This is a genomic window from Gluconobacter oxydans DSM 3504, from assembly GCF_000583855.1.
GTDB classification, from domain to species: domain Bacteria; phylum Pseudomonadota; class Alphaproteobacteria; order Acetobacterales; family Acetobacteraceae; genus Gluconobacter; species Gluconobacter oxydans.
The window spans coordinates 1,095,015-1,106,678 of record NZ_CP004373.1 but is presented as its reverse complement, the minus strand read 5'-3'; the positions used below and the strand labels follow the sequence as shown (position 1 = coordinate 1,106,678).

The window sequence follows — 11,664 nt, the reverse complement described above, 5'->3', positions numbered from 1 at the left end:
CAGGGTTTTTTCATATCCGTCAGTTTTCAGCGGCCCGTGTTGCGGGGATCGTCCTGCGGGTTCACATAAGTCATGCTGAACGGTCCCATGCCTGAGACCTGGAGCACCGCGCCCTGGCTGCCGGCCTTGATGGCGTGAGGGACATTGACCGGCAGATGCACAAATCCGCCTGGGCCAAGGTGACGCTGTTGCGTCGTGGCCAGGCTCTGCCCCACGAAATGCTGGATGTCGCCACTGATGACGGTGAGCATTTCGTCCAGATTATGGGTGTGGGGCGGGATGAACGATCCCGAGGGCATCATGACGCGCAGGGTGAACGGGCCCGGCTTGCTGGTATCGCCGGTCAGGATGGCCATTTTCGTTCCATGCGGGAACATGACGGGAGCCGGCTGCCATTTTACGGCGTCCGAGCTCGGAATGATGGTGACGGCGGACTGGTCCGGCGCGGGTTCGGTTGGAACCGGGGCGCTGTGCGCGAGCGGTGTCACAATTAGTGTTGTGCAGAGCAGCAAAGCTGAACTGGCGAAATGCTTTTGTGAAATGTTGCCGGGGGGCATGGGGGTCTCCTCCGTCCCGTAAGGGCGTATGCGTGCCGTCTTGCGGCAACGCGCTGGAGGAGAGCCGGTTTGGAATGCAGGACAGGAACCGGCGGGTTCCTGTCTTGCAGGATCAGAAGGCGGTGGAGACCGTTCCGGTCATGGTGAAGCGTGGAGCGACCATGAAGGAGTTTCCGTAGCCGGTATAGGACGCCATGTTGCCGCTGTAGACGGTGCTCGGGTCCTTGGCGCTGTAGACCGCGCCCATGGCGCCGGTGCGGACGACGGAGCCGGTGAGGTTGGTGAAGTTCAGGCGGAAGGTCGGGGACTGCGCGAACAGGAACGGCTTGAAGTGATAGCCCATCGAAAGCGTATCGGTGACGTAGCCTGGAATACGCTGGTCGCCGGCGATGCTGACGGACTGCGGGCCGGTATAGTGCACGGAGCCGTTCGCGAAGAAGCCCTTATAGGTGTAGGTCAGGCCGAAATTCGCGATGACATGCGGGGCCATGACAGCCTGCGTGCCCTTGGAGTGCAGCATCGTGTTCAGATACGGATCGAAGACGTTGCTGTCCTGGGTGGCGTGCAGGTATTCGACCGAGGCGTACGGGCTGAAGCCATGGATCGGACGTGCCGCGACCATCACGTCAAATCCGCGCATCTGCTGGCTGCCGATATTGAACGGCTTGTAGCTGTTCATGCCGACATACTGGTCCACGATGCGGTTCGTGACGTTGTAGTTGAAGAAGGCGACGTCCGCGATGATGTGGTCGTCGTGATACCGGTAGCCGAGTTCTTCCTTGATGGAATACTGGTTTTTGGGGATCGCAACGCTGGTGTACAGCCAGCCGAGATCGACCGCGCTGGGCTGACGGTAATCGCCTTCCACGTTCAGGTAGATCTGATGGTGGTTGTTGATGCGATAGCCGATCGAAAGCTGCGGAAGGGGTGCCGTGCGGTTGGCTTCCTGGCGGCCGTAATAGTCCTTGTTCCAGATGTTCGTCATGACGAACTTGAAGCCGGCATCGACCGTCAGGTGATCGTTGAAATACTTGGCGGTGTCATGAACGAACAGCGAGTGGATTTCGTAACCCGCCGTCTGCTTGTCGCCGGCGGAAATCAGATAGGCCGCATTGTTCGGGCTGGCCGCATTGCCGTCCGGCATCTGGTAGCTGGTGGGATAGGACTGGATCGTCTGGGTATTTTCATACCAGTAGCCGACCGAGAACGTGTTGTGACGGTCGATCTCCCAGTTGAGTTTCGCGACCGTACCGACCGAGCGGTATTCGTTCTGCAGGAAGTAGCTGGTCAGGCCGCGTGTGGCGCCGCTTGAATCGGTGGTGGTGCCATCAGGCGACGCGTCCCAGCCCTGTCCGAAGCTGAAATACGGGTGGATGTCGAGCGACAGGCGGGATGGCAGGGCGATATGAACCGGAGCCGAGATGAAGATCTGGTTCCAGTGATCGTTGTTGTTGCCCCAGTAGTTGTTGCTCGTCTTGTCGTTCGTGCGGCCGTAGCCCTGACCGGTGTGCTTGTAACGGAAGAACTGGTCGGAGGTCGGGTAGTTGTCGATGATGAAGTCGGCCGAGTTCCATGACAGGAAGAACTTGGCATTGGAGCCGTTCTTCCAGTCTTTCTGCAGGCCGAAATCGATGTGCTTGCGCTGGTTGATGCCAGCACCCATCCACGACCGGGCATGCGTGTTGGAGAACGAGAAATAGCCGCGCACGCCGCTATGGCCGATCTCGCCGGATTCGAGGCGGATGAACTCGCGCGACAGGTTGTTGGTGCCGTAGGAGAAGTCGATCAGGCCACCGCGCTTCTGCGACGGGGTGCGGGTTTCCTCGGCCATGACGCCACCGGCTGCCGACATGACGGGAAGGTCCGTTGCGGAGGAACCCGGCGTGACGCTGACGCTCTCGAGGTTCTCGGAATCGACGTTTTCGCTCAGATACTTGGCGGCTGCGGCAGGGGCGCCGTCCACCATCAGGCCCATGTCCAGATCGGTCAGGCCGCGGGACTGGATCTGTCCGCCTTCCATGCCTGACGAATCCGGCGTCGTAACGTTGAGGCTCGGCAGGTTCTGGATCAGGTCAAGCGCCGTGCTGGTCGGCGCGCGCATGTTGATGAATTCCTTCGTGACGGTCTGCACGGCATGTGGTGCGGTTTCGACGCGCATCATGCCGCCGCCGCCGTTCAGGGCGCGGCGCGAGGACGTGACGGAGACCGTTTCGGCTGCGGAGGCATCGAGTGCATGCGGGCGTGGTGCCGCTGCGGGGCGGGCCGGCGCTGCGGCGCTTCGGGCCGTGCTGCGGACGGGGGCGTGATGACGCGAAACAGGGTGTTTCGTGGTCTGGGCGGCGCGCGCGTCTGTGCCGAACGCAACAAGGGCGCTGCCGGCGAGACAGGTTACTGCAAGAAGCTGGCGTCGATAGCCCGGTGACCAACGGTTGTCTTTCATGCTGCCGGGCTCCTGTCGAAACGAAAGGTTCACTTTGGAAACGGTATTTATTCGAAATGTGGATGTAAAACGGATGGCCTATCCGCACCAAAGATAAAATGCAGGGCAGGCCATTGCCGTTTTTAGGGTGGTGCAAAAATGTGACAGTCTATGTCTCCCAATAGACGCAGAGATCAGGGGGCGGGCTGGGACTGGTTCAGGGGGGACAGGAACTCCTTTTCCAGTTCGGAAATCACAAGCCGTGCAGCGCCTGAAAGCTGACGGGAATGGTCCACGCACAGGGCAAGTGTCAGGGGGGCAAGATCGTGGTTGGAAATCGGAATGAAAGCCAGTTCGCCGCGCGTGACTTCTTCCATGACGTCGAGTGCGCTGAGGATTCCGAGGCCGACGCCTTCGCGGACCAGGGACTTGATCATCTGGATGTTGTCGGATGTCGCGGCGGCCTGGATGTCGAGATTGCTGTCGATTTCAAGGATTTCGATCTGGCGTTGCAGGGCAAGCGGGGCCTGGGGCATGATCATCGGGTAGTTCATGGCCAGGCTGAAGCGGGCACTCTTTCGCTCGGCGACAGGATGGTTCGGCAGGCAGATGAAGCCCAGCGGGAAATCCTTGTGGGCACGCACCAGAAGCCCCCGGGCATGGGTCGGATTGAGGAGCAGGGCAACATCGACCGCCCCGTCAATCAGAGTGCCCTGGATGCGGCTGTTGTCCAGGACGTGAGTGCAGATGGTGATGCCGGGATGGGTTGTTCGCAGGGCGCGGAGCAGGCGCGGGAGGAACCCGCGGGTCAGGGCGTCGGGGACGGCGATGTCCACCTGTCCCCGGCGCAGGCCGCGCATGTCCTCGATCTGGACGCACATATTGGTCAGGTCCCGCGACCACTGCTTGCCGTGTGCGTAAAGGAGCTCCCCCGTTGCCGTCAGGCGCAGGCCGGTAGGGAGACGTTCGAACAGGGGGGTGCCGAGAGACTCCTCGCCCTGCAGGATCTGCCGGTCGATGGCCGAGGCGGCGATGCGCAGGTGTTCGGAAGCCCGGCGGATCGATCCGTGCTGGGCCACGGCAAGAAAGTAACGCAGGAAGCGTGAGAAGACAGGCATGGAAGAACTGCTCTCTTTTTGCGAACGGGAGATGCGTTTTTATGGAGTATACGCCCTTACAACGGTATGAAACTATCCCGACCGACAGGTGACCTGTCATTTTGTTGCGGAAAGACGGTCTGGCGGCGTCCGGATGCTGCTTTGTCCGTACCGGTTTTTTGGGATTTGACCACATGACATCCACCGTTTCTCCCGTCGATGCTCTGGCTGCGCTTTCGGAGCGTGTGCGGGAGGATCTGGCGAAAATCCGCTATGCGACCGGCAACTGGAGCCTGACGCAGGAGCGGGACGGGAAAGCGGTTCTGGATGTGGCCATCATCGGTGCTGGACAGGGCGGTATCACGTCCTGCTTCGGTCTGCGCCGGCAGGGTGTGACCAATGTGGAAGTCTTTGAAAAGGCTTCCAAAGGCGGTGAAGGACCGTGGGTGACGTTTGCGCGCATGATCACGCTGCGCACGCCCAAGCATGTGACGGGGCCGGACCTGGGGATTCCGAATCTCACGCCGCAGTCCTGGTTCGAGGCGCGTTATGGAGCGAAGGCCTGGGAGGATCTGGACAAGATCTCCCGCCATGACTGGCAGGCCTATCTGGACTGGGTGCGGGAGACGCTCGACATCCCGGTCGTGAACGATCAGGAACTGGTGCATGTCGGCTGGGACAACGGGCTGCTGCGGCTGACGTTCCGTAACGCGACCGGTCAGGAAACGGTGCGTCTGGCGCGGCGCATGGTGCTGGCGACGGGCATCGAGGGCGGCGGGACGTGGCATGTGCCGGCCTTCATTTCCGATACGCTGCCGAAATCCGTTTATGCGCACACACATGAAGACATTGATTTCGAAGCCCTGAAGGGCAAGCGGATCGGCGTTCTGGGCGCGGGGGCTTCGGCGTTCGATAATGCAGCGACGGCTCTGGAAAAAGGCGCCGGGCGCGTGGATCTGTGCCTGCGTCGGGCGAAGATTCCGGCAATCAATCCGTATCGCTGGATGGAAAATGCGGGCTTTCTCGCGCATTTCTCGGAACTGCCGGATCTGACGCGCTGGCGTTTCATGCGGCAGATTTACAGCCTGAACCAGCCGCCGCCGCAGGACACGTTCTGGCGCTGCCGCCGTCATGAGAACTTCGCCTTCCATCCCGGAACGCCCTGGACGGCGACGCGGATGGACGGGGATGAAGTCGTGGTGACGACGCCGCAGGGCGAAATGCGGTTTGATTTTCTGATCATCGGGACGGGGTTCTCGATCGATCTGTCACAGCGGCCGGAGACACAGGATTTTGCGTCTTCGGTCATGTTGTGGCGTGATCATTTCACGCCGCCGGCGGGGGAAGAAAGCGAGCTTTTGGGCAGTCATCCGTATCTGGGAGCGCGGTTCCAGTTTCTGCCGAAGGATGTGGCCGATCCGAAGGCGCCGATGCTGGCGGCGATCTACAATTTCACGTTCGGTGCCATGCCGAGCATGGGGCTTTCCGGCGCGTCCATCAGCGGAATGCGTTTTGGTGTGGAGAAGCTGGCGCGGGGTATTGCACGGGATCTGTTCGTCGAGGATGGCGACAGGCATCTGGCGAGCCTGCTGGCCTATGACACGGAAGAACTCGTCAGCCTCGATCCGCCGGTGCTTTGAGAAGGGAGACGCCCATGACGCAGGACAGCTACCCGCGGGACATGATCGGTTATGGCCGCACGCCGCCTGACCCGAAATGGCCGAATGGTGCGCGCATCGCCGTGCAATTCGTCATCAATTACGAGGAAGGGGCGGAGAATTCGGTTCTGCATGGCGATGCGGGATCAGAAGCGTTCCTCTCCGAAATGGTTGGCACGAAATCCATTATCGGCGCGCGCTGTGCGCAGATGGAGAGCCTGTACGAATATGGCAGCCGGGCCGGCTTCTGGCGGCTGCGTCGTCTGTTTGATGAAGCCGGGATGCCGGTGACGGTGTTTGGCGTTGCCAAAGCGCTGGCCCGCAATCCGGATGCCGTGGCAGCCATGAAGGAAAGCGGCTGGGAGATTGCGTCTCACGGGCTGCGCTGGATCGATTATCAGGATTTTCCCGAGGACGTGGAGCGGGCGCATATCCGCGAGGCGATTGCGCTGCATACCGAAGTGACGGGAGAGCGGCCGCTCGGCTGGTATCAGGGGCGCACGAGCCCGAATACGGCGCGTCTGGTCGCGGAAGAAGGTGGGTTTGTTTACGACGCCGATTCCTATGCGGATGATCTGCCGTATTATGACCGCACCAATGGCCGGGCGCAGTTGATCGTGCCCTACACGCTCGATGCCAATGACATGAAGTTCGCGGCGCTGAACGGTTTTACGGAAGGCGAGCAGTTCTTTATCTATCTGCGCGATGCGTTTGACATGCTGTATCGTGAGGGCGGCCGGATGATGTCGATCGGGCTGCATTGTCGCCTCGCGGGTAAACCGGCGCGTGCGATGGGACTGCTGAAGTTTCTGGAGCATATCCAAAAGCACGAGGATGTCTGGGTGGCGACACGGCTGGATATCGCGCGGCACTGGCTGTCTGTGCATCCGGCATGAAGATTTCGGACGTCAATGCGCTGTCAGCCGAGGCGTTCGTTGCGCAGTTCGGTGGGCTTTACGAACATTCGCCCTGGGTGGCGGAAGGGGCGCTGAAGGCGCGGCCTTTTGCGGATGTGGACGCGATGCTGTCCGCGTTTGCGCAGGCTGTGCGGTCTGCCGGAGCGGAGGCGCAGCTTGCGCTGGTGCGGGCGCATCCGGAGTTGGGACACCGGGCCGGGATTGATCCGGATCTGACGGAACATTCCGCTTCGGAACAGGCGTCGGCCGGACTGGATCGTCTGACGCCTGCGGAATATGAGCGTTTCCGGGGGTTGAATGATGCGTATCGCGCGCGGTTTTCCATGCCGTTCGTGATCTGTGTGCGCAAAGTGGCCGCACCCGGAAAAGCTGCCAAAACCGTTATCATGGATGAAATGGAGCGCCGTCTGGCTGGCACTCCCGAAAAGGAACTGACCGAGGCGCTGACGCAGATTGATGCGATTGCAGCGCTCCGTCTGAAGGATCTGGTTGCGTCATGAGTTCTCTGTCCACGCATGTTCTTGATACGGTTTCCGGCAAGCCGGCCGCAGGGGTAAAGCTGCGTCTTCTGCAGGGGGAGCAGGTTCTGTTCGAAGGCCAGACGAATGCGGACGGGCGTTGCCCGGAACTACGGGATGTTGCGGTTTCGAAAGGGACGTATTGTCTGGAATTCCGGATTGGCGATTATTTCCGTAAGGGCGGACAGGTTCTGTCTGATCCGCCGTTTCTGGACGTAGTGCCGATCGTGTTCGGACTGGCGGCGGAGGCACATGCGCATGTGCCGCTGCTGGCGGCGCCGTTTGGATATTCCACCTATCGCGGAAGCTGAGGGCTTTTCATGACTGCCGAGAACGCCGCGACGACCGGTCTGCATCCCGTTGACGAGAAACTGCCGGTCTGGCGGCTTGGGGCCTATGGGTTGCAGCATGTGCTGGCGTTCTATTCGGCGGCGGTCATTGTGCCGATCCTCGTGGCGGGTGCGCTGCATCTGCCGCGCGAGACGCTGATCCATCTGATCGATGCGGATCTGTTCACCTGCGGGATTGCGTCGCTGCTTCAGGCGGTGGGGTTCGGACCGGTCGGGGTTCGGCTGCCGCTGTTGCAGGGCGTGACGTTTACGGCTGTGGGGCCGATGATTGCCATTGGTTCTGCTGTCGGGGGCGGGACGCCGGGGCTTTTGTCCATTTACGGGTCCGTCATCGTGGCGGGGTTCGTGACGTTGCTGATGGCGCGGCATTTCGCGGGTCTGGTGCGGTTTTTCCCGCCGGTTGTGACGGGGTCCATCATTCTCATCATCGGTCTGGCGCTGCTACCGGTTGCGGCGAATGACATTGTCTCGGGCGCCAGTCCGTCCGTGATGCAGGACCATGTTCCGCTCCGGAGCATCTGGTATGGGCTGGGGACACTGGCCTCCATTCTGGTGATCCAGCGGTTGTTCCGCGGGTTTATTGCCACGATTGCCGTGCTGATCGGGCTGGTGCTGGGGACGCTGGTGGCCTGGATGCTGGGGGATGCGAATTTCGGGGATGTGGCGTCTGCGCCGCTTCTGTCCATCACGCATCCGTTTTATTTTGGAATGCCGACATTTCATCCGGTCTCGATCCTGTCGATGGTGATCGTCATGACGATTTCCATGATCGAGACGATCGGAAACGTCTATGCGACGGGTGAAATCGTCGACAAGCCGATCACGTCCGAAGACATTGCCCGCACGCTGCGCGCCGATGGCATCGCGACTATGCTGGGTGGTGTACTTAACTCCTTTCCCTATACGTGCTTTGCCGAGAATGTCGGGCTGGTGCGGATGACGGGGGTGAAGAGCCGGTGGGTTGTGGCGGCTGCGGCGGTCATCATGATGATGCTCGGCTGTCTGCCGCGTCTGGGCGCGCTGGTGGCTGCGGTGCCGCTGCCGGTTCTGGGCGGAGCGGCGCTGGCGATGTTTGCGACTGTGGCGGTCGTGGGTGTGCAGACGCTGTCGCGGGTGGATTTCAACCGGCAGAGCAACGTCATTATTGTGGGCACCAGCATTGGATTGAGCATGCTGGCGACGGCCCAGCCGCATATTTCCGATACGTTTCCGATGTGGGCGAAGATTGTGTTTGGCAGCGGGATTACGCTTGGGTCCCTGTCGGCGATCCTGCTGCATCTGATTTTCAACGTGAAGCGGACAATTCACGAGGCCGCGTATGCGACGGACGTGCCACGAGAAGCGCTGATCGACGAACGGATCCGGGAAAGGTGAGGCTCAGGGCGCTGCCCTGAAACCCGCCAAAGGCCGGGGGCCTCTGGACACCGATTCATAAAAACAGGGTGCAGGGATCGAGATCCCTGCCGGGCCCGGGCAGAGCCCGGAACGTCACGTCAGAACCCTGTCTGGGCGGAAAAATAAAAGCCCGTCTGATCCTTGTAGGTCGCAATCGTACCCAGAGACACATACGCCAGCGTGACGTTCAGGTGTTTGTTGACGAAATAGCTGGTGTAGACGTCGAACCAGTTGCTTTCGTCGGTAAAGCGCTGGTTGCGCGGTTTGGTGCGGTATTCGACGCCGACGACCAAGCCGGGGATGAAGGACGGCAGATAGCCGAGCGAACCCTCGAACTGGGCGTGATAGTTGTTGTCCTTGTCACCGCCGAAACCGAGGATGCCCCACTGGTTGCCCTTGGTGAAGCGGACGGTGGTGTCGATCAGGATGCCGATTTTTGGAAACAGCTTGGTCACGGCAAGGTAGGCGTCTCCGCCGTCGGTATGCATCGAGCCGACTTCGTGGATGACTTTGCCGTCGCTGTCATGCTTGTACATGCCGCCAATGGCGACCTGCGGGATCAGGGTGTTGTCCGCGACATGACCGAAGAGGCGGACCTTCGCACCCGCGACGTCGAGATCGAACTGATAGCCGTTGCCGATGCCGAGTTTCGCGCCGGTGCCGCGGGTCTGGAAGAAGTTGTGGGTATAGGAAATCTCGACGCGGTCGAAGAAGCCCACCGAGGCGCCGACATTCTGGTCCCAGTAGCTGGTGAGGTTCACATAGCTGTAGTGCATGGCCATGCCGGCGCTCTTGTTGGAGCCATAGCCGCCGATTGTGGCCCAGCTTGCGATGCCGCCGCCGCTCGCGCCTTCGAGTGAGGACAGGCCGTTGGTTCCAAGCGCGCGCTGTCCGTCAAAGAGGGTGCGGAACATGGACTGTCCGTTGCTGTTTCCGTCATCGCCCAGTGTGACCTGGGGTGTGGTGGTGCTGGTAGCGGCTTTGGCGTCCTGTCCCGTGATGAGGGTGCCGAGGGACAGAAGGGCTGTCATGGATGTCAGGATACGGAAAGACTGAGCAGCGGTTGGGAAACGGTGCATGATTCCTGCTTTTAAGTCGCGCGCCCGAAGAGGAGCTGGAGTATTCTCGCAGATGAAATACCTCTTGCTGTATTTACTGCCGCGAGACTGAAAAATAATTAAGACAACCCTAGAGTTCAAAAATTTCCCCATGTCAAAGAAAAACGGCACCCGGTGTCATTTTTGAATTTGATGTGTGTTCCTCCGGCTTCAGACCGTGCTGCGTTTGTGCAGGAGTTCGCCGGCGACATAGGTAGCGGCGATGCTGCGGTCGTCCCCGAGCATGGTGAGGGCGAAGAGGCGGTCGGCGAGGGTTTCTGCGGTCTGCGTGCGGATCCGTCCAAGCGGGGTGGCGGCCGGATCGAAAACGCACAGATCGGCGTAGAGGCCGGGCCTGATACTGCCGATCCGGTCTTCGAGGCCGAGGGACTGCGCGCCGCCGGCCGTGGCGAGCCAGAGCCCCTGTGCGGGGTGGAGTTTTGTCTGGAGGCCCTGTGCGACCTTGTAGGCGTCGGACAGGACCTGAAGCAGGGATAGGGATGGTCCGGCGCCGATGTCGCTGCCGATCCCGACATGGACGCGGCGTTCAGGATTGAGAGCCTTGAAGAGCGGGAAAGAACCGCTGCCGAGGAACTGGTTTGAGCCAGGACAGTGCGCGATGGAGCAGCCGGTGTCGTGACAGCGCTGGAAATCGGCTTCTTCGGCATGGACGGCATGGGCGAGGATCGCGCGCGGACGCAGGAGACCTGCCTTGTCGTACACGTCCAGATAGGAGGCGCGGTTGGGGAAGAGTTCGCGGACCCAGGCGATTTCCGAACGGTTTTCCAGCAGATGGGTCTGCATGAAGAGGTCGGGTTTCGTGGCGAGCAGGGCGCCTGCGAGATCGAGCTGTTCGGGTGTGCTGGTGGGGGCGAAGCGCGGGGTGACGGCATAAAGCTGCCGCCCGCGATTGTGCCAGCGGGCGATGAGTTCGGCCGACTGGTCGTAACCGCTCTGGGCGGTGTCGCGCAGGTTTTCGGGGGCGTTGCGGTCCATCAGGACCTTGCCGGCGATCATGCAGGTGTTGAGGCGCTCGGATTCCTCGAAGAACGCATCCACGGACTGGGGGTGGACGGTGCAGTACACGGCGGCCGTGGTGGTGCCGACGCGCAGGAGTTCGGTCAGGAACTGCCGGGCGACAGCGCGGGCATAGGTGATGTCGGCGTAGCGGGCTTCTGCGGGGAAGACGTAATTTTCCAGCCATTCCAGAAGCTGCTCGCCGTAAGACGCGATGACCGGGAGCTGCGGATAATGGACATGCGTGTCGATCATGCCGGCGGAAATCAGCATGTCGGGGTAGTGGTCCACGGCTGTTCCGGCGGGGATGGTGTCGCGCAGACTGTCCCATGAGCCGGCGGCGGTGATGAGGCCGTTTTCGGTCAGGATCAGGCCATCGGGCTCGTGGTGCAGGGCGTCCATGGGGTCGGTGCTGAACGGATCGGCATGGAAGGTCAGGAAGGGGCCGCGGATGGCCCCGCGGGGAATGCTGCTCTGGGTCATGCGGGTACCTTACGCAGGGATTTCGGTGCGGGGAACGGGTTTGTGGGGCCGGGGCGGGTTGGCGGCCGGCATTGGCAGTCGGTGCGGGGCTGGCTTACAACACTGGCAGGAAGAACCGGCTCCTGGCGCGTTCTTCAGCATGAGCTCTGGAGTATC

At 61.2% G+C, this 11,664-nt stretch carries 10 protein-coding genes; 5 read left to right on the top strand and 5 right to left on the bottom strand.

The genetic code is table 11. The features are described from left to right. Positions 1-26: 26 nt before the first annotated feature. The 3 genes from GLS_RS04980 to GLS_RS04970 all read right to left on the bottom strand — a co-directional run bounded on the left by GLS_RS04980 (position 27) and on the right by GLS_RS04970 (position 4,094). Positions 27-557, bottom strand: a complete 531-nt coding sequence (locus tag GLS_RS04980; protein WP_041111450.1) for a cupin domain-containing protein — start codon at positions 555-557, stop codon at positions 27-29. 112 nt (positions 558-669) lie between these two features. Beyond that, entirely contained in the window at positions 670-2,997 is a 2,328-nt protein-coding gene (locus tag GLS_RS04975; RefSeq protein WP_041111449.1) for a TonB-dependent receptor, read from the bottom strand. A gap of 173 nt (positions 2,998-3,170) precedes the next feature. Further along, a complete protein-coding gene (locus GLS_RS04970) occupies positions 3,171-4,094 on the bottom strand; it encodes a LysR family transcriptional regulator (RefSeq protein WP_041111448.1) in 924 nt (307 codons plus the stop codon). Between the two features lie 173 nt (positions 4,095-4,267). Here GLS_RS04970 and GLS_RS04965 point away from each other — a divergent pair, with 173 nt between their 5' ends. Genes GLS_RS04965 through GLS_RS04945 form a run of 5 tightly spaced genes read left to right on the top strand, consistent with a single transcriptional unit; the run spans position 4,268 to position 8,890 of the window. Beyond that, positions 4,268-5,713, top strand: a complete 1,446-nt coding sequence (locus GLS_RS04965; protein ID WP_041112673.1) for a SidA/IucD/PvdA family monooxygenase — start codon at positions 4,268-4,270, stop codon at positions 5,711-5,713. A gap of 14 nt (positions 5,714-5,727) precedes the next feature. Then, on the top strand, positions 5,728-6,627 hold the full coding sequence (gene puuE / locus GLS_RS04960) for an allantoinase PuuE (RefSeq protein WP_041111447.1): 900 nt from the start codon (positions 5,728-5,730) through the stop codon (positions 6,625-6,627). Further along, complete coding sequence (uraD, locus tag GLS_RS04955; RefSeq protein ID WP_041111446.1) at positions 6,624-7,148, top strand: 2-oxo-4-hydroxy-4-carboxy-5-ureidoimidazoline decarboxylase; 525 nt, start codon at positions 6,624-6,626, stop codon at positions 7,146-7,148. Before puuE ends, uraD begins: the two co-directional genes overlap by 4 nt. Beyond that, the gene (gene uraH, locus GLS_RS04950; protein ID WP_041111445.1) at positions 7,145-7,477 is read left to right on the top strand and encodes a hydroxyisourate hydrolase; all 333 of its coding nucleotides are present in this window, start codon (positions 7,145-7,147) and stop codon (positions 7,475-7,477) included. Before uraD ends, uraH begins: the two co-directional genes overlap by 4 nt. Before the next feature lie 9 nt (positions 7,478-7,486). Then, the gene (locus tag GLS_RS04945) at positions 7,487-8,890 is read left to right on the top strand and encodes a nucleobase:cation symporter-2 family protein (protein WP_041111444.1); all 1,404 of its coding nucleotides are present in this window, start codon (positions 7,487-7,489) and stop codon (positions 8,888-8,890) included. A 119-nt stretch (positions 8,891-9,009) separates the two neighbouring features. On the opposite strand, the gene GLS_RS04940 is transcribed toward GLS_RS04945, so the two are convergent. Together GLS_RS04940 and guaD are read right to left on the bottom strand one after the other, a co-directional pair. Further along, positions 9,010-9,990: a DUF3034 family protein gene (locus GLS_RS04940; RefSeq protein ID WP_041111443.1), complete on the bottom strand. Its 981-nt coding sequence runs from the start codon at positions 9,988-9,990 to the stop codon at positions 9,010-9,012. A gap of 189 nt (positions 9,991-10,179) precedes the next feature. Continuing rightward, positions 10,180-11,508: a guanine deaminase gene (gene guaD, locus GLS_RS04935; protein ID WP_041111442.1), complete on the bottom strand. Its 1,329-nt coding sequence runs from the start codon at positions 11,506-11,508 to the stop codon at positions 10,180-10,182. Positions 11,509-11,664 lie beyond the last annotated feature (156 nt).

What these genes read in the sequence shown, in the direction of transcription:
- GLS_RS04980 (WP_041111450.1), bottom strand. Translation starts at nt 557, where the DNA reads ATGCCCCCCGGCAACATTTCACAAAAGCATTTCGCCAGTTCAGCTTTG.
- GLS_RS04975 (WP_041111449.1), bottom strand. Translation starts at nt 2,997, where the DNA reads ATGAAAGACAACCGTTGGTCACCGGGCTATCGACGCCAGCTTCTTGCA.
- GLS_RS04970 (WP_041111448.1), bottom strand. Translation starts at nt 4,094, where the DNA reads ATGCCTGTCTTCTCACGCTTCCTGCGTTACTTTCTTGCCGTGGCCCAG.
- GLS_RS04965 (WP_041112673.1), top strand. Translation starts at nt 4,268, where the DNA reads ATGACATCCACCGTTTCTCCCGTCGATGCTCTGGCTGCGCTTTCGGAG.
- puuE (WP_041111447.1), top strand. Translation starts at nt 5,728, where the DNA reads ATGACGCAGGACAGCTACCCGCGGGACATGATCGGTTATGGCCGCACG.
- uraD (WP_041111446.1), top strand. Translation starts at nt 6,624, where the DNA reads ATGAAGATTTCGGACGTCAATGCGCTGTCAGCCGAGGCGTTCGTTGCG.
- uraH (WP_041111445.1), top strand. Translation starts at nt 7,145, where the DNA reads ATGAGTTCTCTGTCCACGCATGTTCTTGATACGGTTTCCGGCAAGCCG.
- GLS_RS04945 (WP_041111444.1), top strand. Translation starts at nt 7,487, where the DNA reads ATGACTGCCGAGAACGCCGCGACGACCGGTCTGCATCCCGTTGACGAG.
- GLS_RS04940 (WP_041111443.1), bottom strand. Translation starts at nt 9,990, where the DNA reads ATGCACCGTTTCCCAACCGCTGCTCAGTCTTTCCGTATCCTGACATCC.
- guaD (WP_041111442.1), bottom strand. Translation starts at nt 11,508, where the DNA reads ATGACCCAGAGCAGCATTCCCCGCGGGGCCATCCGCGGCCCCTTCCTG.